Below are 19,510 nucleotides of genomic sequence, written 5' to 3' on the forward strand. Positions count from 1 at the left end.
CTTAAACGAGAATGATTGTTATCTTTGTGTTACGGAGCGGGTTTTTCCTGGAGCACCACATCAGTCGGATTGGGCTTTTTCGGCTTGATCAGGCTGAAATCAATCAAGGCTTTCTGCTGACGCTGGTAAGGGTCGCCGATCAGCAGCGGGCGTGGCTTGAAGCTGTCACTTACCAGGCTTTTGCTACGGTCCAGTTCGTTGAAACTCAGCCCGGCCAGGTCGGCCCAGGTGTGTATCAGTTGCGAGCTGCTGTAGGGGCGCTGCAGGTCGCCGGCAAAATTCCAACTGTGGCTTTCGCGCCATTTGGGCGAGGCATAGGCCATGAACGGAATGGTGTACATCGGTGCCGTCGGTTTGCCTTCGTTACGGCCCAGCGTGGTATGACCGGCCGAGTCGAATACGTCTTCGCCGTGGTCCGACAGGTACAGAAGAAAACCGTTGGGGTCAGTCTTGGCGTAGTCCTTGATCAGGCTTGACACCACGAAGTCGTTGTATAGCACCGCATTGTCGTAGCTGTTGTAGACCGGCAGTTGATCGTCGCTGATCCCGGCCGGTACGCCTTGGCGGTCGGTGAACGTGTCGAAGGTCGGCGGGTAGCGGTACTGGTAGCTCATGTGGGTGCCCAGCAGATGCACCACGATGAACTTGCGCTCAGCCGGATCGGCCAGGGCCTTGGCAAACGGTGCGAGCACGTCGCCATCGTATTGGCGGGCGTTCTGGTTGCGGTTGTTGTTCAGGTACACCTGCTCATCGGCTTGTTCGGAGAACGTGGTGAGCATGGTGTTGCGCTTGGTCATGGTCTGCTGGTTGGTGATCCAGTACGTCTTGTAGCCGACCTGCTTCATTACGCTGACAATCGACGGCGTTTTGAGGTACAGGTCCGGGTTCTCCTCGTCGGCGAACGTCAGTACCTGTTGCAGCGCTTCGATGGTGTAGGGGCGCGGGGTGATGACGTTGTCGAACACCGCCAGTTGGTCGCGCAGTTTGTCCAGTTCCGGCGTGGTGTTGCGCGGGTAACCGTAGAGGCTCATGCGCTGGCGATTGGTGGACTCGCCGATCACCAACACCAGGGTCGAAGGCTGGTCTGCCATGCTGTCTTTAAAACCAGTCAAAGGCGGGATCTGGCTGGCGCTGTCGAGCATGCCCTGCATGTTGTCCAGTTGCTCGGTGTAGCGGCGATACGCAACGATCATCTGCCAAGGCACGGCGGGCTCGATACGGGTTTCGAAACCGTCGATGGCGTGTTCCAGGTTGTCGTTGGTGGCGATCTGCTTGACCAGCGGGTAACCGACCACCGCGAGCACGATTGCCGCCGCTGCCAGCATGGCCTGGCCACGGGGCAAGTACACCGGGCGCAGGCGGGTCCACAGGAAAATCGCCATGGCGGTGTGGGCAATAAAGGCCAATACGATCCACCAGGCGAAGTACTGGGTGGCGTATTCACCGGCTTCAGAGATGTTCGACTCGAACATGATGAAAATGACGCTTTGCGAAAATTCCTGCTGGTAGATGAAGAAATAACCCAGGCTGGCCATTGAGCAGGCCCACAGGACTACGCCGATCAGTGCCGCGAGCAAGCGCGTGCGGCGCGGGAACAGCAACATGGGGGCGAGCCAAAGTGCGCTCATGAAGAAGGCTTGGCGAAAGCCACTGAAGCCGGAAGTGCCGCTGAGCTGGATCAGCAGTTGGGTGATACCCGAGAAATACCAGAAAAACAGGAATAGCCAGCCAAGACCGGCCCAATCAAAGCCTTTCGCAGACGTGGTGCTGCGTTCGAACATCGCCATCCAGCGCTCCAACCCGATAATTTGTCAGTTGACGCGCAGGTGTGCACGCAACAGAGGCCATCCTGCGTGGGATGGCCCTTGGGGGCGGGAGTATCGAGAACAGCGTGTGAAAACTTTGTGAGATTTTTGTAGCCGTTATCTTACAAAGTGATGACGGGACTCAGCAGAGCGCTGGCTGCACACCGGCGGGCTGGTCCAGTTGGGCCTGGATGATATGCGCGCGCAGGCGCAGGATTTCCTGCTGCAGGTGATCGCGTTCGTCTTTCAACTGGCGCAACTCATCGCGACGGATAGAGACGTAGAGAGTCTGTGGGGGGCGGGTCATCTGTGCTGTGCTCATTGCTTGCCTCGCAAATAGGCGGTGTGTCGCGGCGTGCCAGAACGCTTGAGTCGAGGTTCTCGGCAACAGTCGGAAGCAATTCTGAATTCTTTTTCGCGGCAATGGAACTTTTTTATTTTTGGCGGTCGTGTGACTTTGGTGGCAGTGATGGTGAAACGATGGCAACTTTTTTGCCATGAAACTACACGGATCTGGCCCTGACTAACCCTCATTAGCCTCATTGCGCTATAAACTATGTCACACATTTTTTAGTAGTTAGGAGCATCAGCACATGCAACTGGGGATTATCGGACTAGGCCGCATGGGCGGGAATATTGCACGGCGCCTGATGCTCAATGGGCATACCACCGTTGTCTACGACCGTAACGAAGCATTTGTCAAAGGCTTGAGCGAGGAGGGCGCCACCGGCGTCGCCAACTTGCAGGCCCTGGTTGCCGGGCTGCAAAAGCCTCGCGCCGTCTGGGTGATGTTGCCGGCAGGCGACCCCACCGAAAGCACCATTAATGAACTGAGTGAGCTGCTGGAGCACGGTGACGTGATCATCGACGGCGGCAACACCAACTACAAGGACGACGTGCGTCGCGGAAAAGCACTCGCCGAGAAGGGCCTGCATTACGTGGATGTCGGCACCTCCGGCGGCGTCTGGGGCCTGGAGCGTGGCTACTGCATGATGATCGGTGGCGACACCGAGACCGTGCAACGCCTGGACCCGATCTTCAAAAGCCTGGCCCCTGACCTGGGCAGCATCCCGCGTACCAAAGACCGTTCGGCCGCTGCCGACCCGCGTGCCGAGCAGGGCTACATCCACGCCGGCCCTGCAGGCTCAGGGCATTTCGTCAAGATGATCCATAACGGCATCGAGTACGGGATGATGCAGGCGTTTGCCGAAGGCTTTGACATCCTCAAGACCAAGAACTCGGAAAACCTGCCGGAAGATCAACGCTTTGACCTGAACGTTGCCGACATTGCCGAAGTCTGGCGCCGTGGCAGCGTGGTCTCGTCCTGGCTGCTGGACCTGACCGCCGACGCCTTGGCCACCGACCCTAAACTGGACGGCTACTCCGGTTCCGTGGCCGACAGTGGCGAAGGCCGCTGGACCATCGAGGCTGCGATGGAGCAGGCCGTGCCGGTGCCGGTGTTGTCCACGTCGTTGTTCGCGCGTTTCCGCTCGCGCCAGCAGAGCACGTACGGTGACAAGATGCTGTCTGCCATGCGCTTCGGCTTTGGTGGTCATGTGGAGACCTCCAAAAAATGACCGCCAACGGCAAGAAACCCAAGGCCGAACCTGCTCCACCCACCACCTTGTTTCTGTTTGGCGCCCATGGCGACCTGGTCAAGCGCCTGCTCATGCCGGCGCTGTACAACCTCAGTCGTGACGGTTTGCTGGGCGATGGCCTGCGTATTGTCGGCGTCGATCACAACGCGATCAGCGATGCCGACTTCGCCGCCAAGCTCGAGGCGTTTATCCGCACCGAGGCCGCGAGCAAGGTCAAGGGCAATGCCGATAACGCCCTTGACCCGGCTTTGTGGGCGCAACTGGCAAAGGGCATCAGCTATGTCGAGGGTGACTTCCTCGACGACCGCACCTATGCCGACATCGGCAACAAGATCGCCCAAAGCGGCACCGGCAACGCGGTGTTCTACCTGGCCACCGCACCGCGTTTCTTCAGTGACGTGGTGCAGCGCCTGGGCAGTGCGGGCCTGTTGACCGAGACCGATGACAGTTTCCGTCGCGTGGTCATCGAAAAACCGTTCGGTTCAGACTTGGCCACCGCTGAAGCCTTGAACGCCTGCCTGCTCAAGGTAATGAGCGAGAAGCAGATCTATCGCATCGACCATTACCTGGGCAAGGAAACGGTGCAGAACATCCTCATCAGCCGTTTCTCCAACGTGCTGTTCGAGGCGTTCTGGAACAACCACTACATCGACCACGTGCAAATCACCGCCGCCGAAACCGTCGGCGTGGAGACCCGGGGCAATTTCTTCGAAAAAACCGGCACCCTGCGCGACATGGTGCCTAACCACCTGTTCCAGTTGCTGGCGATGGTGGCCATGGAACCGCCGGCGGCGTTTGGCGCCGATGCGGTGCGGGGTGAAAAGGCCAAGGTCATCGGCGCGGTACGCCCCTGGTCGCCGGAGGATGCGCGGGCCAACTCGGTACGGGGCCAGTACACTGCGGGTGAAATCGCCGGCAAGCCCTTGCCGGGCTATCGCGAAGAGGCCAACGTCGCGCCTGACAGCAGCACCGAGACCTTCGTGGCGCTCAAGGTGATGATCGACAACTGGCGCTGGGTTGGCGTGCCGTTTTACCTGCGCACCGGCAAGCGCATGAGCGTGCGCGACACCGAGATCGTGATCTGCTTTAAACCGGCACCGTATGCGCAGTTTCGCGACACCGAAGTCGATGAGCTCAAGCCTACCTACCTGAAGATCCAGATCCAGCCCAATGAAGGCATGTGGTTCGACCTGTTGGCGAAAAAGCCCGGGCCGACCCTGGACATGGCCAACATCCAACTGGGGTTCGCCTATAAGGACTTCTTCCAGATGCAGCCTTCGACCGGGTACGAAACCCTGATTTACGACTGCATGACCGGTGACCAGACCTTGTTTCAGCGCGCCGACAACATCGAGAACGGCTGGCGTGCGGTGCAGCCGTTCCTGGATGCGTGGAAGCAAGACGATGGGATCCAGGCCTACAAGGCCGGTGAAGATGGCCCGGCGGCGGCCGATGCGTTGCTGGCCCGCGATGGCCGTACCTGGCACACGCTCGGATGAGTGACGCCGCGATCCATCCCATCCGTTTTATCCTGAGTGACGTGGACGGCACTTTGCTGCATCCCGATCACCGCTTCAGCCCACGTACGTTGGATGCGGTACACCAGCTGCGCGAGGCTGGGGTGTTTTTCAGCCTGGCCAGCGGGCGCCCGCCCAAGGCCATGCTGCACTTGGTCGAGGCGTTCGGCATCGATATTCCGGTGGCGGGCTTCAATGGCGGCACACTGATCAACCCGGATGGCAGCATCCTGGTTGCCCACCATCTGCCGGCCGAGGCGGCGCTGATTACGCTGGCGCTGTTTTCGGCCGAGCCGGAGGTGGAAGTCTGGGTGTTTGCTGACGGTGACTGGTTGCGCCGTGATCCACCGGGGCCGATGGTGCAGCGCGAAGCCGACGGCCTGGGGTACGGGCCGGTGGTGGTGGAGAGTTTCGAGCCCTACCTGGACCGGGTCGACAAAATTGTCGCGGCCAGCAACAACGCCCAATTGCTGGTGGAGCTCGAAGCACGGCTGCAGCCCAAGGTGCAGGGGCTGGCCCAGGTGTCGCGTTCGCAACCGGTGTATCTGGATGTCACCGCCATGTTGGCCAACAAGGGCGAAGCCTTGAAGACCTTGGCACACCATCTTGGCGTACCACTGGAGCAAACGGCGGCGATCGGCGATGGCGGCAATGACCCGGCGATGTTTCACGTGGCCGGGTTGTCGATTGCCATGGGGCAGGCCGAAGAAACGGTCAAGCGCCAAGCACGCGTGGTCACCGGCAGTAATGTCGACGATGGCGCGGCCGAGGCGATTGAACGGTTTATTCTGGCGGCGCGACGAGCACCATAAGTGATACGACGCAACTTTCGATCACTGTTTTGCAGTGATCGAAAGTGTGCACGTTGACTTACTTGGGCATTGCCCAGGACTGCAACTGGTGGCCATCTTTGTCGAGCTCGGCGCGGGCTTGCAACAGCAAGTTTTCCAATTGCGCCGGGTCGCTATAAGTATGCGACGACAGTTGTTTGCGCCCGATACGGGTATTGGTACGGTCGATGACGCTCAGGCTGAGGGCGCCGTTGCCATCGTGCCAGGCCACGCACTGAAAGGGTTGGAAAGCACGGTCTGCGATCAAAAGAGCTTCGTTGATGCGGAGCGGGGCGTTCATGTGGGTCTCTCTCTAAATGCCCATTCAAGTGAGTACCGGCGGTTGGGCGGACCGTGCGGTGGGTTACTTGTACTGATGCACGATGGCGGGGTACGGGTCACATGTTAGCGCCACAATTTTCAACTTTCTGTGATTGGCGTCAGGTAAGCGGCTGTTTTAAAAGCTGAATGAAAGTTTCCAAGGCCTGCAACTTTTTTGTCTGAAGTCTGCGCAAGTGGCTTTTTGCCAACTCTTATAGCAAAACGGTACAAGCCCCGCGTCAATAGCTTGCTAGTGTTAGCGCCAGGCATCACAAACCGTTGTTTCTAAATACTTTTAACAATTTTGACGCCAAGGAACAGTCATGGGTGTGCCCGCCGTCCAACGCCGTTTGCTCGTGGTCGACCCCTGCGACGATTGCCATGGCTTATTGCCCGGCTTGCGCACCGCCGGCTGGGAAGTCGATAGCTGTGCGTTGGAAGCGGTAGGTGACCGATCCTGCGATATCGGCCTGCTGCGCCTGCAGCCCTATCACCTGGAACGACCCGAAGCCGTCAAGGAACTGATTGGCCGCAGCGGCACCGAGTGGATCGCCGTGCTCAGCCAGGATGTGCTGCGCTTGCAAAACGTCGGTGACTTTGTGTGCGAATGGTTTTTCGACTTCCATACCTTGCCCTTCGACGTTGCCCGCGTGCAGGTCACCCTGGGCCGCGCTTTCGGCATGGCGCGCCTACGCGGCAAGGGCCATACCCCGGTGGACGAGGGCCATGAACTACTGGGTGACAGCCGGCCCATCCGCGAACTGCGCAAGTTGTTGTCCAAGCTGGCACCGACGGAGTCCCCCGTGTTGATCCGGGGTGACAGCGGTACCGGCAAGGAATTGGTGGCCAAGACCCTGCATCGCCAATCCCAGCGTCACGCCAAGCCCTTTGTGGCGATCAACTGCGGGGCGATCCCTGAACATTTGATCCAATCGGAATTGTTCGGCCATGAAAAGGGCGCGTTTACCGGTGCCCACCAGCGCAAGGTCGGGCGTATCGAAGCGGCCCACGGCGGTACCTTATTCCTCGATGAGATCGGCGATCTGCCGATGGAACTGCAAGCCAACCTGCTGCGTTTCCTGCAGGAAAAACACATCGAGCGCGTGGGCGGCAGCCAACCCATTCCGGTGGATGTGCGCGTGCTGGCGGCCACCCACGTCGACCTTGAGGCTGCGGTGGCCAAGGGCCGATTCCGCGAAGACTTGTATTACCGGCTCAACGTGTTGCAAGTGGTCACTGCGCCCTTGCGGGAGCGCCATGGTGACGTGGCGATGCTGGCCAACCACTTTTCACGTTTCTACAGTCAGGAAACCGGCCGTCGGCCCCGCAGCTTCAGCGAAACCGCGCTGGTGGCCATGGGGCAGCACCCGTGGCCCGGCAATGTGCGTGAGCTGGCCAACCGTGTGCGCCGTGGCTTGGTACTCGCCGAAGGGCGCCAGATAGAAGCCGTTGATCTGGGCTTGCAAGGCGAGCAGGCAATTTCACCCCCGATGGCTACACTGGAAGACTACAAGCACCGCGCCGAACGCCAGGCGCTGTGCGATGTACTCAACCGGCACAGCGACAACCTGAGTGTCGCGGCCCGCGTGCTGGGAATTTCCCGGCCCACGTTCTACCGGTTGCTGCACAAACACCAGATCCGCTAGGGCGGGTAAACCGAAAAGCCCCGCAACGACCCTTATCGTTGCGGGGCTTTTCCTTGTGTGAACCTCAGTTAGAAGTAGTAAGGGAATTTCAGGCTGAACGTAAAGTCCGGCGCATCGTCGGTCATGCCGATCGCCAGGTTCGGCACGATCGTCAGGTTATCCGAGGCCGCAATCGTCATCCCCACGTTGAAATACCCGGCGTTGGCATCGCTGGATACCACCGACTGCCAGTCTCCGCCATCGGGCTTGAGTTTGCTTTTGCGCTGCACCAGGTCGGACACCGAGAACGACATACTCATCTTCTCGTTGAGGGCAAAGGCTACGCCGACGCCGAACTGGAAGCTGTCGCCCAGCCTGACTTTGCCGCCGACTTTCTGGTTGACGTCACTGCTGATGTCATCGAACGAGTCTTCGAAGTTGTGGGTGTAGGACACCGAACCAAACAACACCGCCGGGTCGAAGGTCTTGACCAGCGAGATCCCCGGGGTGACCGACCAGACGCCGTTGCCCGTGGGCAGGCTTTCCGGCACGAACAGGTTGTCGTTGCCCGGCTTGTTGACCAGCTTGATGCCAAACGGCTCTTTACCTGTGGGCGCCTTGACCCGCACCGACACCACGGCATCGGGCAGGGTAGGGGTTTCGTCGAGGAACTTGTAGGCCACGCCGAAGTTGACGTCGCCAATGGTCGGGTCGCGGGTGACCGACTGTTCGGAGGTGGCGGTGCCGTTGTTACCCGCGCCGGCAGACTGGTAGGTAGAGTCGCGGTAGACCACCGGCACGTTCACGTCGAACTGCCAGCGGTTATCGACGTTGTAGCGGCCGGTGAGGTCCAGGGTCCAGTTGTCGGACTTGATGCGGTCCAGGTTGATATTGCCGAGGAAGATCGAGTCCAGCGCCAGGAAACCGTTGAGCGTCAACTGGCGAGCGTCGTAGCGGGCGTAGGTGATGCCGGTTTCAAAGCTGAACTTGCCGTTGCCGAAAAAGCCGCTGGCTTCGTTATACAAGTTGCTCACACTTTGCGCGGGGGCCGAATCGTCCTTGAGGGACTGGCCATAGGAACTGCCGCCACCGGCGCCGCCGGATGCCGCCGCGGCGCCTGTGCCCGCCACCGTGGTGCCGTTGGCTTTTTGAAAGTCTGCCGGGGATTTGGCCAGGCGCCGTGGCGCGGGAGTCGCCGGCTGGTCTTCGACTTGACGCACCCGTTGTTCCAGCACGGCCAGGGCTTTTTGCTGCACTTCGTACCGCTGCTTGAGTTCCAGGAGTTCCTGTTTGAGGGTTTCGATATCGGCATCCGGCGCGGCATACAAAACGGATGCGGGCAAGAGCGTACTTAAACAGACCACCGCACGGAGCGATAACGATCGATGCATGAAATAAGCCGTCCTTTTCTAATGCGTAAGTGTCGAGGGTCAGCGTAGTTCAATAACCGAGGGTGCGTAGGCCTTTGAGTTGATCCAAATTGCAGTTCAATGCGCCGTTGTTCAAACCGTTATTGTTCATTACCACGTTGAGTTGGGTCATGTTGTTGACGAAGTTGGTGTTGCCGGTCAAAACCGTGCCTTGCAGCACGTTTCCACCGCCGATCTGTTGCAGGCTGTTGCCCTGGTTATGGTTGGCCTGGATCGCCATCTGTAACCCGCCGTTATTGGCCGACACGCTTACACGGCCAGCCGCGCTGTCGCCGGTCACCGTACCGCCGGCCACCAGCACCTGCCCCGATTGCGCGAGGTTGGCGGGGGCAAGGCCGTTCTCGACGGTGATCCCCACGTTGTTGTAGGCGGTGTTGCCGTCGCCGGCGGTGCGCACGCTTTGCGTCACCCCCTGGCCGCTGCCCAGGCCGGCGCCGCCGGTGACAGTGCCGGTACCGGTGTTCGGGTTCGTACCGTTGCCGGTCGAACCGGTGGTTTGCACATAAAATTGCGGAGTGAGGGTGGACGAGTCGACCTGCATGCTCGCCTTGCCGGTGATGCTGTCGCCCACGGCATTGGTCCAGGTGCTGCTCATGACAATGCCGAAACTGATGATGCGCCCCGGCATGACATAACGGCCGCGCAGGTCGGCCATTTCCGAATCCTTGAGTTCGATCGGTTTGAATGCCGATGAAGCATAAGCGGGCATCGAGGCTGCCAGACACATGACCGTCAGCCAACGGGAAGTGTTCATCTTCTGCTCCTGGAGCGTCCTGCCCCTTATTGCGCTTCTTAAAAGAAGTCGCTCTGTATGAAACCGAAATCCATCAGCTCGGCATCGCCTACGGGCCTGAACTCATTCAACTGGTTCTTGGCGGTCAGCGGCGCAGGTGGGTCGAGCAAGACATTGGCCTTGTCGTAACCCTCACCCAGCACGGCGAAGACGATGCCATTCCAGCCCTTGACGAAATCATCGTGGGAATAGCGCTTATGGCCCAGCACCGGGTCGCCGATATAGACCCAGTCCTTGTCGGCTCGCTGCAGCACCACGAAGTGCTTGTAGCCACGAATTTCCAGCAGCACCACCACGGGGATCTTCACGGTAACCAGAGTGTCTGGCGCAATTTTGTAGCCCCGGGCACGCATGCCGATACTTTCGAGGTAGCGCTTCATGTCCAGCATGGAAAAACCCTGGGTACGCACCAGGTTCTGGTCGGCGGTGACCAGCATGCCTTTGATGATGTGATCTTCGTCGACGTCCAGCCAGTAGGCTTGGCGCAGGATGGTGGCGAGTGCCGCGGCACCGCAGCTGAAATCGGTTTTCTGTTCCACCAGGTTGGCGAACCGGCGTTCACGAATACTCTCGACCTTCTTGAAAATCACTGCACCGCCAGGCATGGCGGAGATCGCCATGGTGCCTGCCCACGTGGGGCCGGTGAGCAACATCAGGAGGGTGAGGGTCGCGAGGCGCATGATCGTATGACCTGCTGGACACGGGAATAAAAAAGGGCCTTGTCGCCAAGGCCCCGTTGGATCAGAAGCGCACGCCGCTGGCGCAGACGGTGCAACCTTGACCGATCGACAGGCTGTTGCTGCCTTGGTTGCCCGAGCCCGATTGCAGGTTCACACCCACGTTGCCGGAGTTGCGGTTAACCGAGTTGTCGAGGCTGGAGTTGTTGGACACGTATTGGGCCTTGCCGCCATGGCCATAGCCGTGGCTGGTAGCGGCCGTGTTGAGGTAGCTGTTGGCGAGCGAGTTTTGCTCGGTGTTGGCGGCCGCGGCGATGTTTTTGCCGTCGGCGGTCACGATTGCCAGGTTGTTTTTACCCTGGTTGCCTTGACCGGCCTGGCCGTTGTAACCCAGGTTGCCGGAGTTACCGTTAACCGAGTTATCCAGCGAAGCGTTGTTTTGGGTGCCTTTGTTGACGAAGCTGTTCGCCGCGCTGTTTTGGTTCACATCGACCACGCCGAAGACGGTGGCGGCATCACCTTTGGCGCTGGAGATGGCGGCTGAGTTGTCTGCCTGGTTGCCACTGCCTGACTGGACGTTGACCCCAACGTTACCGCTGTTGCCGTTTACCGAACCATCGGCCGAGGCGTTGTTTTCGGTTTTGGTGTCGTCAAACTTGTTGATCGCGCTGTTTTGTACATCCGTCACGACAGCGGCGATGGTGCCGGTAGGTTGAGGCGCAGGGTGCCAGCCACCTGCTTGAGCTGCGGCAGCCATGAGTGCGGCGAGAGCGAAAACCAGTGGTTTCAGAGCCATTTGAGGTTTCATGGTGTTTCTCCTTGCTTCTAATTAGTGAGTTAAGTGTTGGTACGGTCCAGCCAGTGCTACCAAGCGATTACTTGATAGTGATACCCAGGGTGTTAGCCACTCGGTTCCCCACCCCGGCACTCTGGTTCACCTGAATCACTCCTCGGCTGCCTGTGAAGGCCTGGTCGCTGGTAACGACAAGGCGGCTGCCAGTGGTGGGGGTGAGCCCTGAGTCGGTCAACTGCGTCGTGTTCTGTTGCAACAGGACGCTGTCATCGATGCTTTGCGGGCCAGGGTTGATGCTGATCCGCACGGCGTTGATGGATTGGTTATTGGCCCCGGCCGACTGGTTGATGCCCAGTACACCGTTGCCGCTGGTAAAGGCGTGGCCCTGGATCGCCGCCTTGGCGTTCAGGGACGGGTCGACGCTGCCGTCCATACGCTGGATGTTCACGTTGGTGGCCTGGCCACCAACGGCAATGGCGCGACTGTTGGACGTTTGGTTCTGGTTGCCGGCGGCCTGGTTGATCGACAGAACACCGCCGTACTGTGTGCCGCTGTTGTTGATCACGGCGCTGTCGTCGGCGAATGCGGGGGCGCCGGCCAGCAAGGCGAGGATGAGCAGGGAGCGATTCATTACTTGCCCCCCATCATGCTGCCGATGTTATTCAGGGGCGCCATGCCGCGTTGGATCGAGTCGCTGATCTGCCCGCCCATATTGCTGCCGCTGCCATGACCGGCGGCTGAGCCGGCCCCCAGGGTCGACAGGCTGCTTTGGGTGGCATGCGGGCCGGTCAGGCTGCCGCTGGTCTGTATGGCGCGCACGATGCTCGAGCCGCTGCTGACACCGCCGATATCGCGGTCACTGAGTTCGCCGGTGGCGGCCATGATTTCTTGGCTGGGATTGGCGTTGGCGGTGGTGGGGTAGGGGTCCTTGCCAAAGGCGGCGCGGCCGTACATATGCGCCTGCACGTTGCGGCCGGTCACGATCACGCCGTCACCGGCAACGCTCGGCGCACTGATGCCGACGCTGAGTACACAGCTGATCAGCAGTACGTTCATCGAACCTTGAGTGAGTGTGGTCACGGCGGCATTCCTTATTGTTCGCGCTGACCCTAAACAGCGCTGTAAGGGACAGAGCAGAAGCCGTGCCGTTTTTTATTTATTGTTGTTATTCAAAGGCTTGTGATTTTTTGCGTAGCGCGTGATGTTGCGGCTGTTTCATGGCTGATACAGCTTGTCGTTCAGGCGCGCTTATACCGTCACACCCCAAACGATTCACCCGTCTGTATCAGCGCTGTAACACTGCACATGACAAAACGATGAATCCGCTCACGGCGTGCGGTTCAGGGCGGGGAGGTGTTTCAAAAATGGACACAACAGGCACGCGTAAACCCCGGCCTGCGGGCAAGGCTCAGCCTTTTGGGGTTTTACGCGGGATGGAGTTGAGTACGGGGTTGCCGTCCTGGTTCTGGGTCAGGTACACCGGCAGAACCTTGGGCAGGGAGGGGATGAGGTTGTTGACCTCATGGGTGTTGTAGATGCCGCCAATCCGAATGGCCCCGGTGGTGGCGTCCGCCAGCATCACCGGTTTGCTCAGGTAGCGGTTGATCAATGGCAACGCATCGGCCAGGGCCAGGTTGTCGAGGATCAGCTTGCCCTGGCGCCAGGCCAGCGCGCTGTCATTGGGGTTGATCGTTTTTACCCGTGGCGTGGCGTCGCCCAATTGATAGCTGGCCTGCATGCCGGGGGTCAGGGGCACACTGCCGTGTACGGGGTCGCTGGCAATTTGCACCGAGCCTTCTAGCAACGTCACCCGCACTTGGTCGCCATATTTCCAGACGTTGAATTGCGTGCCGGTGACCCGTACCTGGCCTTCGCCGGCACGCACGATAAACGGATGCGCGCTGTCATGACTGACGTTGAAAAAGGCTTCGCCTTTTTTCAGCGTGACGCGGCGTTGGTCCTTGTAATTGCTATAGACCAGCTGCGTGCCCAGGTTGAGTTCCACCTGGCTGCCATCACCCAACGTCACCTGGCGCAAACCGGTGGTCGCTTCGAAGCGTTGATAGGAACTCGGGAGCCAGCCCGCTTCCCAGCCGGTAAAGGCGGCCAACGGCAACGCAGCGAGGCAGATCGCCGCCGCTACGGCGTAAGTGCGCAGCCGGCTGCGGGGTTTGAACGGCACCACCACCGCCACAGGTGCAGTGCGTGGCAGGTGGTCGGCGACGTCCCAGATTTCCAGCATGGCCGCGTATTCAAAGGCGTGCAGCGGATGCGAGTCGTGCCATTGCTCAAAAGCCAAACGTTCATCGCGGGTGCAGTCACTCGCATGCAAGCGCATGCACCAATGCGCGGCGGCGTCGGTGATGGCGTCATATTCGGCTTCTAAAAGGGGCTTTTCGCTCATTGACTCATCCTGATTTCGCACATTCTAACCCCCACAGGACTACGACGAGAACAGCCGTCATGGCGATTGCACATCAATTGGAAGCTATTCTCGTTTGGACGCGCCTTGAAGTTTCAGCACATTCGCGCCATGGCATGCGAAAAATCTGCGGAAACCCCCGGTTGCCCTGAGCCACCAGCGCGCGGCTCAGGCTCACGGGTCCAGCGCGCGACCCGCTTGGCTAATCATGTAGGCCACCGAATCGGCATTGGCCAGGAGGGTGTCGATGCGCTTGTCGCTGTTGCTCATGAAGAGCGCGCGGGCATCCTCCAGGGTCTTGGCACCGGTGGTCGTCAGCACTGTTTTTTTCTGCGTTGAGGTTGAACTGTCGGAGCCGAAATCCTCCCATTCCTGAGTGAACGAGTCCCACGTTCTGAACAGCATGCTCGCCGGGGTAGAGAGCGACAACGCGCTTTTTCAAGCAGTTTTGATAGATGTCTATCGGGGGGGGGCGAAAAAACGGTCCAGCAGGTAGATTTTATGCTCTGCATCCTTGAGCAGGATGAACGCAATGGTGTCCTGTTGGGTTTCGCGAGCGGTGCCGCTGACAAAACGCATTGAGTCAGGCCCGACAGCGTGTGGTTGATCAACTCATCCAGCACTTCGTCCACCCGCCGCTCGACTGGTTGTACCTGCTCGGGCGTCAGTGCGATAACGCCGAAGAGTTCGCTGAAAAAGCGCCCCAGGCGACTGTCTGGCCCGCGCAGTGTCGCAAAGTTTTCAAGATTGCGTTTGGCGGTCACCGCATAGTACGTCGCGACATTGAGTGCTTCATTGATACATTGGGCTTTCCAACTCGACATCGCGGTAATTGCGCGCATGCCCACCGCCTCTACATTGATGGCGTCTCTTTCATCAAGCCACGTAGACACCTGACCCATATAGCGACTCAAGATTTTGCCGTAGCGCGGGTGATGCGTGTCGAGGTCCAGCGTCCATTGGCCCTGCGCATTGCGCAGCAGATAGGGGCCGTGCTGCTTACCTTTGCTCAGGCGCCAGTGCTCACCGGTTTTTTTTACCGCGTACACCTTGCCCGCCAAGGGCACAACGTTCTGGGCGCCGCTCTTGTCCCGGTAAATATGACTCAGCGTGCTGTGCTCCAGGTCGTTCAGGGCAACCTCGTGGTTTCGAAGATGTGCAGTTGCGTGCGTTCAGGCGCCGTCAGGTCCAGCTCAGCCAGCGTGATAGTGGCCGGCTGGCGCGGCTTGAGCCATTGCTCCAATGAAACCGGCATTTTGTCGGGCCGGGCTTGTGGAAAGGGTTGTTGCAGTTCGCGGCGCAGTGAAGCCAACTCGGCCCCGCGGTTTGGAGTCGAGCCAGCGGCGCTCGTCCCCAATCGAAGCAACACCGCGCGCAAGGCGGTAGATAACTGAAGCGGGCGTTGACAGGTGGCAGGTGAAGCATTGTTTAATCAGCGGTCTGGATGCTTGTTGTCTCTTCCAATTACAAAATCGGAGCTACAGATGTCTGCCCAGTCTTCCCTCATTGACCACGCAACGGCGCTTATTGGTTTCGACGAACTGGTGGGACTGCTGCACGCGGTGTTTGTAAAGCACGGAACATCCCCGGAGGCGGCGGCGATCCTGGCGCACAATTGCGCCAGCGCCGAGCGCGACGGCGCCCATAGCCACGGCATCTTCCGCATTCCTGGTTACCTCAGCACGCTGGCCAGCGGCTGGGTTGACGGCAACGCCACGCCGGTTGTCACGGATGTGGCATCGGGCTTCGTGCGGGTAGATGCATGCAACGGTTTTGCTCAACCGGCATTGGCGGCGGCGCGGGCACTGCTGATTGAAAAGGCACGCAGCGCCGGCATTGCGCTGCTGGCCATTCATAACTCCCATCACTTTGCCGCCCTGTGGCCCGACGTCGAACCCTTCGCCGAAGAAGGGCTGGTGGCGCTGAGCGTGGTCAATAGCATGACCTGCGTAGTGCCCCACGGCGCCGACCGCCCCTTGTTCGGCACCAACCCCATCGCCTTCGCCGCACCGCGCGCCGATGGCGCACCGATCGTATTTGACCTGGCCACCAGCGCCATTGCCCATGGCGACGTGCAGATCGCCGCGCGCAAGGGCGAGCGGTTGCCGCCGGGGATGGGCGTCGACAGCCTCGGCCAACCCACCACCGACCCGAAAGCCGTGTTGGAGGGCGGTGCGTTGCTGCCGTTCGGCGGCCACAAGGGTTCGGCGTTGTCGATGATGGTGGAGTTGCTGGCGGCGGCCCTGACCGGGGGCAACTTTTCCTTCGAGTTCAACTGGGCCGACCATCCGGGAGCGCGTACGCCCTGGACCGGGCAGTTGCTGATCGTGATCGACCCGAGCAAAACCGCCGGGCAAAGCTTCGCCGAGCGCAGCCAGGAGCTGGTGCGGCAGATGCATGCGGCGGGTTTACGGCGCTTGCCGGGGGATCGACGTCATCGCACGCGGGCGAAGTCGTTGGATGAGGGGATCACGGTGGAGGCGCAAGCGCTGGCGCAGTTACGCGACTGGGCGCTCTGAGCCCCCACCGCTGTCGATCAGTTGCGGCGGCCCAGCAACAAGCCGACCACCAGGCCGAAGCCTGCGGAAATCGCCACCGTCTGCCACGGATGACCGCCGATATAGGTTTCGGTGGCATCCACCACCGGCTTGCTGCGCTCGCGCACATTGGACACCGAGTCCAGGGCTTGCTTGAGTTTGATCGCCACCTGCTCGCGCAGGGTTTCGCCTTCTTCACCGACCAGGGAAGCACTGCTCTTGAGCAATTTGTCTGATTCTTCGATCAACGCCGTGAGTTCGCTGAAGGCTTGATCCTTGATTTGTTCTTCGACGGCTTGGGCAGCGGTTTTGCGGGCCATTGTGTGACTCCTTGCGGGTGAATGTGGCAGTGAACAATGGAGTATCGGGCGTGCGCAAAAGTTGCAGTTTTTTTGCGCAAACGTGGCCTTGAGCCAAATCCGAATCTGGAAATTTCGACCTACAGTGTAAGATGTCGCCTATTTGTGCAGCAGGTAATTCAACCATGAGCTTCAATCTCGCCAACAAGACCCTCGCCGAACGCGCCGAGCTGGAAGATGAAAAGTCGCGCCTCTACGACCTGTGGCAAACCAACCTGGGCAAGGCCAAGGGCGAAGCTGCCCGGTTGTTCGGTGAGCGCGCCAAGCGCAAGGGCAAGTGGGCCGAATGGGTTCGCGCTGAACTCGACGGCATGTCGCCGCCGGAGTTTTCCAACATGGTGCGCAGCGAAGTCAACAAACTGATGGCGGCGGCGAAGTAAAGCTCGCCACAATCGCCTCGCGCACTTTGAGCAACATCGGGTCCAACTGGGCCTGGGTGCGCCAACCCAGCTCGACCGGGTAACGCGGCAGCGCCAGCGGGCAAGCCAATACACGCAGGCCGGTCATGTGCGCGATGGCCAGCGCCGCGTGCCCGGGAATGGTCGCCACTGCCTGGCTGCCCGTGAGCAAAAAAGGCAGGGCGGCAAAATGGCTGGTCGAGGCGCACACCTGCCGGCTCAGCCCTTGGGCCGCCAAACCTTCGTCGGTAATCCCGATAAAACCGCCGGATGACACCAGTACATGCTCGCGGGCGACGAATTCTTGCAGGCTGATGCCGTGCTGATCCGGGGCCAGGCTGGCGGGGTCTACCAGGCAGCGGTAATCGCCTTCGGCCAGCACCTGTCGACTCAAGCGGCTCTGTGCAAAGCCCCCGGCGGTAATCGCCAGGTCCAGCGTGCGGTCGAGCAGGGCGCCCGCCACGATCTGGCTGTGGGTCTGGCGGAAAATCACCCGCAGTTTCGGCAAGCGCTGTGCGATTTCGAGCATCAGCCGGCGGCCATAGGCAATTTCAAAATCATCGGACAGCCCCACCACCACGGAGCGCCCCTGATAATCCGGGTGATCGGGGTTGACCATGGCCAGGCTCTGGCGGCAGCGCTCCAGCGCTTCACTGATCACCGGCTTCAACTGATTGGCCCGCAACGTCGGCGCCAGGCCTCGGCCGGTGCGCACGAACAACGGGTCGCCATACACCTGGCGCAAACGTCGCAAGCCCGCGCTGATGGCCGATTGGGTGACGCCCAGGCGCACTGCCGCGCGGCTGGCGCTGGACTCGTCATGCAGGGCTTCGAAGGTTTTCAGCAGGTTCAGGTCGACCTGGGCGATATTCATTGGGTTCATATCATTCAGTACTGAGGTGGGCTTTATTCATGATCCGGGCTGGCGCGAGAATGGGCAACCCCCTTACTCGGAGTGATCGTGATGCCTGTTTCTACTGTGGCGGCGTTGCAAATTGGCGCATTGCCGGGCGGCAAGGCTGAGACCTTGGCGCAAATCCTCGGCTATGAGGACGACATCAAGCGCAGTGGCGCGCAATTGGTGGTCATGCCTGAAGCGTTGCTCGGCGGCTATCCCAAAGGTGAAGCGTTCGGCACGCAGCTGGGCTACCGCCTGCCGGAAGGCCGTGAAGCCTTTGCCCGTTACTTCGCCAATGCCATCGACGTGCCGGGCACCGAGACCGAGGCGTTGGCCGGCCTGTCGGCGCGCACCGGGGCCAGCCTGGTGCTCGGTGTGATCGAGCGCAGTGGCAGCACCTTGTACTGCACTGTGTTGTATTTCGAGCCGGCGGGCGGCCTGGTCGCCAAACACCGCAAACTGATGCCTACCGGCACCGAGCGGCTGATCTGGGGCAAGGGCGACGGTTCCACCTTGCCGGTGATCGACGCGGCGGTGGGGCGTATCGGCGGCGCCGTGTGCTGGGAAAACATGATGCCGCTGCTGCGCACCGCCCTGTATGCCAAAGGCGTCGAGGTGTGGTGCGCACCTACCGTGGACGAGCGCGAAATGTGGCAAGTGAGCATGCGCCATGTGGCCCACGAGGGGCGCTGTTTTGTGGTGAGTGCCTGCCAGGTACAGGCCTCGCCCGAGGCGTTGGGTTTGGCGATTGCCAATTGGCCTTCAGACCGCCCATTGATCGCTGGCGGCAGCGTGATTGTCGGGCCCATGGGCGACATCCTCGCCGGGCCGCTGCTGGGGGAAGCGGGGTTGCTGACCGCGCGGATCAATACCGATGACCTGGTACGGGCCAGGTATGACTACGACGTGGTGGGCCACTATGCCCGGCCGGATGTGTTTGAGTTGGTGGTGGACGAGCGCGAGAAGCCCGGTGTGCGCTTCATCACTGACTGACCGCACGCGCTCTAAAGGCGCAGCATTCGCCGTAGTGTGAACAAGGTGCTCACCAGGTTGCAGTGTTCGGCAGGTCCAACGTGCCACGGTCGACAAAGCGCATCGTGCCGAACAGGCCGCCCGCCAGTTTGCCCCGCAGCACATAGGGCAGGTTGTTCAAGCTCTGGGTCTGGCTCAGGCCCAGGGTTTGGCGCAACACCGAAAACGCCGAAACGCTGACCGGTACCACCAGCACGGTCTCGGAAAAGCGCGGGATGCTTCCGGCCTGGTCGCTCACGCCCGCCGCCAACGGCCGGCCGTTGACCTCCAGGTCCAGAGCCACGCCGTTGTAGTCGATCGCCGTTTCATTCGGGTTCTGTATCCGCAGTTTCACCGCGAAGCGCACTTCCAGGTCCTGGCTTTGCAGCGGCTCGATGCCGACCACGTTGATGTTGACCGGGTCACGGTTGGGGAACAGCGCGCAGCTGCTCAAGGTCAGCAGCAACAGCGATAGAACCATGAGCGTGCGCATACA

At 60.3% G+C, this 19,510-nt stretch carries 23 protein-coding genes; 7 read left to right on the top strand and 16 right to left on the bottom strand.

Annotated features, from left to right (window positions below):
- Positions 1-29 precede the first annotated feature (29 nt).
- Positions 30-1,787 (bottom strand): phosphoethanolamine transferase CptA, encoded by a 1,758-nt coding sequence (locus AB4O23_RS16510; protein WP_460089174.1) that lies wholly within the window; start codon positions 1,785-1,787, stop codon positions 30-32.
- A gap of 160 nt (positions 1,788-1,947) precedes the next feature.
- Positions 1,948-2,112 carry a DUF6026 family protein gene (locus AB4O23_RS16515; RefSeq protein ID WP_017528535.1) on the bottom strand — a complete coding sequence of 55 codons (165 nt, stop codon included), beginning with the start codon at positions 2,110-2,112 and terminating at the stop codon, positions 1,948-1,950.
- Positions 2,113-2,398: 286 nt separating this feature from the next.
- On the opposite strand from AB4O23_RS16515, the gene gnd reads away from it, so the two are divergent.
- The 3 genes from gnd to AB4O23_RS16530 are packed head-to-tail and all read left to right on the top strand — an operon-like array spanning position 2,399 to position 5,732.
- Entirely contained in the window at positions 2,399-3,382 is a 984-nt protein-coding gene (gene gnd / locus AB4O23_RS16520) for a phosphogluconate dehydrogenase (NAD(+)-dependent, decarboxylating) (RefSeq protein WP_460150199.1), read from the top strand.
- Positions 3,379-4,902, top strand: coding sequence for a glucose-6-phosphate dehydrogenase (gene zwf, locus AB4O23_RS16525; RefSeq protein WP_460060009.1), 1,524 nt, complete (start codon positions 3,379-3,381; stop codon positions 4,900-4,902). The genes gnd and zwf overlap by 4 nt, the downstream gene beginning before the upstream one ends.
- Positions 4,899-5,732: a Cof-type HAD-IIB family hydrolase gene (locus AB4O23_RS16530; RefSeq protein WP_017528532.1), complete on the top strand. Its 834-nt coding sequence runs from the start codon at positions 4,899-4,901 to the stop codon at positions 5,730-5,732. Before zwf ends, AB4O23_RS16530 begins: the two co-directional genes overlap by 4 nt.
- Positions 5,733-5,790: 58 nt before the next feature.
- On the opposite strand, the gene AB4O23_RS16535 is transcribed toward AB4O23_RS16530, so the two are convergent.
- On the bottom strand, positions 5,791-6,051 hold the full coding sequence (locus tag AB4O23_RS16535; RefSeq protein WP_017528531.1) for a hypothetical protein: 261 nt from the start codon (positions 6,049-6,051) through the stop codon (positions 5,791-5,793).
- A 343-nt stretch (positions 6,052-6,394) separates the two neighbouring features.
- Between AB4O23_RS16535 and AB4O23_RS16540 the strand changes: the two genes are divergently transcribed.
- Positions 6,395-7,717, top strand: coding sequence for a sigma-54 dependent transcriptional regulator (locus AB4O23_RS16540; RefSeq protein WP_017528530.1), 1,323 nt, complete (start codon positions 6,395-6,397; stop codon positions 7,715-7,717).
- 68 nt (positions 7,718-7,785) lie between these two features.
- On the opposite strand, the gene AB4O23_RS16545 is transcribed toward AB4O23_RS16540, so the two are convergent.
- The 10 genes from AB4O23_RS16545 to AB4O23_RS16590 all read right to left on the bottom strand — a co-directional run bounded on the left by AB4O23_RS16545 (position 7,786) and on the right by AB4O23_RS16590 (position 15,123).
- Entirely contained in the window at positions 7,786-9,087 is a 1,302-nt protein-coding gene (locus AB4O23_RS16545) for a coiled-coil domain-containing protein (RefSeq protein ID WP_065878888.1), read from the bottom strand.
- A gap of 49 nt (positions 9,088-9,136) precedes the next feature.
- Positions 9,137-9,880 (bottom strand): hypothetical protein, encoded by a 744-nt coding sequence (locus AB4O23_RS16550; protein WP_017528528.1) that lies wholly within the window; start codon positions 9,878-9,880, stop codon positions 9,137-9,139.
- A 38-nt stretch (positions 9,881-9,918) separates the two neighbouring features.
- Positions 9,919-10,599, bottom strand: coding sequence for a C39 family peptidase (locus AB4O23_RS16555; protein WP_017528527.1), 681 nt, complete (start codon positions 10,597-10,599; stop codon positions 9,919-9,921).
- 61 nt (positions 10,600-10,660) lie between these two features.
- Complete coding sequence (locus AB4O23_RS16560) at positions 10,661-11,404, bottom strand: hypothetical protein (RefSeq protein WP_065878893.1); 744 nt, start codon at positions 11,402-11,404, stop codon at positions 10,661-10,663.
- Positions 11,405-11,471: 67 nt separating this feature from the next.
- Positions 11,472-12,020: a hypothetical protein gene (locus AB4O23_RS16565; RefSeq protein WP_017528525.1), complete on the bottom strand. Its 549-nt coding sequence runs from the start codon at positions 12,018-12,020 to the stop codon at positions 11,472-11,474.
- Complete coding sequence (locus tag AB4O23_RS16570) at positions 12,020-12,469, bottom strand: hypothetical protein (protein WP_026067309.1); 450 nt, start codon at positions 12,467-12,469, stop codon at positions 12,020-12,022. Before AB4O23_RS16570 ends, AB4O23_RS16565 begins: the two co-directional genes overlap by 1 nt.
- 328 nt (positions 12,470-12,797) lie before the next feature.
- A complete protein-coding gene (locus AB4O23_RS16575) occupies positions 12,798-13,793 on the bottom strand; it encodes a FecR family protein (RefSeq protein ID WP_017528523.1) in 996 nt (331 codons plus the stop codon).
- Positions 13,794-13,985: 192 nt separating this feature from the next.
- A complete protein-coding gene (locus AB4O23_RS16580; protein ID WP_460084739.1) occupies positions 13,986-14,132 on the bottom strand; it encodes a hypothetical protein in 147 nt (48 codons plus the stop codon).
- Entirely contained in the window at positions 14,126-14,860 is a 735-nt protein-coding gene (locus AB4O23_RS16585; protein ID WP_460084736.1) for a hypothetical protein, read from the bottom strand. Before AB4O23_RS16585 ends, AB4O23_RS16580 begins: the two co-directional genes overlap by 7 nt.
- 80 nt (positions 14,861-14,940) lie before the next feature.
- The gene (locus tag AB4O23_RS16590; RefSeq protein WP_065878896.1) at positions 14,941-15,123 is read right to left on the bottom strand and encodes a hypothetical protein; all 183 of its coding nucleotides are present in this window, start codon (positions 15,121-15,123) and stop codon (positions 14,941-14,943) included.
- 172 nt (positions 15,124-15,295) lie between these two features.
- Here AB4O23_RS16590 and AB4O23_RS16595 point away from each other — a divergent pair, with 172 nt between their 5' ends.
- Positions 15,296-16,330, top strand: a complete 1,035-nt coding sequence (locus tag AB4O23_RS16595; protein ID WP_460060015.1) for an Ldh family oxidoreductase — start codon at positions 15,296-15,298, stop codon at positions 16,328-16,330.
- A gap of 17 nt (positions 16,331-16,347) precedes the next feature.
- Here the strand turns inward: AB4O23_RS16595 and AB4O23_RS16600 are convergent, their stop codons facing one another.
- Entirely contained in the window at positions 16,348-16,668 is a 321-nt protein-coding gene (locus AB4O23_RS16600) for an ElaB/YgaM/YqjD family protein (RefSeq protein WP_017528517.1), read from the bottom strand.
- 164 nt (positions 16,669-16,832) lie between these two features.
- On the opposite strand from AB4O23_RS16600, the gene AB4O23_RS16605 reads away from it, so the two are divergent.
- The gene (locus AB4O23_RS16605; protein ID WP_003190904.1) at positions 16,833-17,087 is read left to right on the top strand and encodes a hypothetical protein; all 255 of its coding nucleotides are present in this window, start codon (positions 16,833-16,835) and stop codon (positions 17,085-17,087) included.
- Here AB4O23_RS16605 and AB4O23_RS16610 read toward each other — a convergent pair.
- On the bottom strand, positions 17,059-17,979 hold the full coding sequence (locus tag AB4O23_RS16610) for a LysR family transcriptional regulator (protein WP_116078548.1): 921 nt from the start codon (positions 17,977-17,979) through the stop codon (positions 17,059-17,061). The two genes, AB4O23_RS16605 and AB4O23_RS16610, sit on opposite strands and share 29 nt — an antisense overlap.
- A gap of 90 nt (positions 17,980-18,069) precedes the next feature.
- On the opposite strand from AB4O23_RS16610, the gene AB4O23_RS16615 reads away from it, so the two are divergent.
- On the top strand, positions 18,070-18,996 hold the full coding sequence (locus tag AB4O23_RS16615) for a carbon-nitrogen hydrolase family protein (RefSeq protein WP_065878903.1): 927 nt from the start codon (positions 18,070-18,072) through the stop codon (positions 18,994-18,996).
- A gap of 49 nt (positions 18,997-19,045) precedes the next feature.
- Here the strand turns inward: AB4O23_RS16615 and AB4O23_RS16620 are convergent, their stop codons facing one another.
- A complete protein-coding gene (locus tag AB4O23_RS16620; protein ID WP_017528514.1) occupies positions 19,046-19,507 on the bottom strand; it encodes an LEA/WHy family protein in 462 nt (153 codons plus the stop codon).
- Between the last annotated feature and the right edge of the window lie 3 nt (positions 19,508-19,510).

The organism is Pseudomonas sp. H2_A10 (assembly GCF_054680085.1).

Bases quoted from the DNA above. Each gene is read 5' to 3' on its own strand.
- AB4O23_RS16510 (WP_460089174.1), bottom strand. From the start codon at position 1,787: ATGGCGATGTTCGAACGCAGCACCACGTCTGCGAAAGGCTTTGATTGG.
- AB4O23_RS16515 (WP_017528535.1), bottom strand. From the start codon at position 2,112: ATGACCCGCCCCCCACAGACTCTCTACGTCTCTATCCGTCGCGATGAG.
- gnd (WP_460150199.1), top strand. From the start codon at position 2,399: ATGCAACTGGGGATTATCGGACTAGGCCGCATGGGCGGGAATATTGCA.
- zwf (WP_460060009.1), top strand. From the start codon at position 3,379: ATGACCGCCAACGGCAAGAAACCCAAGGCCGAACCTGCTCCACCCACC.
- AB4O23_RS16530 (WP_017528532.1), top strand. From the start codon at position 4,899: ATGAGTGACGCCGCGATCCATCCCATCCGTTTTATCCTGAGTGACGTG.
- AB4O23_RS16535 (WP_017528531.1), bottom strand. From the start codon at position 6,051: ATGAACGCCCCGCTCCGCATCAACGAAGCTCTTTTGATCGCAGACCGT.
- AB4O23_RS16540 (WP_017528530.1), top strand. From the start codon at position 6,395: ATGGGTGTGCCCGCCGTCCAACGCCGTTTGCTCGTGGTCGACCCCTGC.
- AB4O23_RS16545 (WP_065878888.1), bottom strand. From the start codon at position 9,087: ATGCATCGATCGTTATCGCTCCGTGCGGTGGTCTGTTTAAGTACGCTC.
- AB4O23_RS16550 (WP_017528528.1), bottom strand. From the start codon at position 9,880: ATGAACACTTCCCGTTGGCTGACGGTCATGTGTCTGGCAGCCTCGATG.
- AB4O23_RS16555 (WP_017528527.1), bottom strand. From the start codon at position 10,599: ATGCGCCTCGCGACCCTCACCCTCCTGATGTTGCTCACCGGCCCCACG.
- AB4O23_RS16560 (WP_065878893.1), bottom strand. From the start codon at position 11,404: ATGAAACCTCAAATGGCTCTGAAACCACTGGTTTTCGCTCTCGCCGCA.
- AB4O23_RS16565 (WP_017528525.1), bottom strand. From the start codon at position 12,020: ATGAATCGCTCCCTGCTCATCCTCGCCTTGCTGGCCGGCGCCCCCGCA.
- AB4O23_RS16575 (WP_017528523.1), bottom strand. From the start codon at position 13,793: ATGAGCGAAAAGCCCCTTTTAGAAGCCGAATATGACGCCATCACCGAC.
- AB4O23_RS16595 (WP_460060015.1), top strand. From the start codon at position 15,296: ATGTCTGCCCAGTCTTCCCTCATTGACCACGCAACGGCGCTTATTGGT.
- AB4O23_RS16600 (WP_017528517.1), bottom strand. From the start codon at position 16,668: ATGGCCCGCAAAACCGCTGCCCAAGCCGTCGAAGAACAAATCAAGGAT.
- AB4O23_RS16605 (WP_003190904.1), top strand. From the start codon at position 16,833: ATGAGCTTCAATCTCGCCAACAAGACCCTCGCCGAACGCGCCGAGCTG.
- AB4O23_RS16610 (WP_116078548.1), bottom strand. From the start codon at position 17,979: ATGAATATCGCCCAGGTCGACCTGAACCTGCTGAAAACCTTCGAAGCC.
- AB4O23_RS16615 (WP_065878903.1), top strand. From the start codon at position 18,070: ATGCCTGTTTCTACTGTGGCGGCGTTGCAAATTGGCGCATTGCCGGGC.
- AB4O23_RS16620 (WP_017528514.1), bottom strand. From the start codon at position 19,507: ATGCGCACGCTCATGGTTCTATCGCTGTTGCTGCTGACCTTGAGCAGC.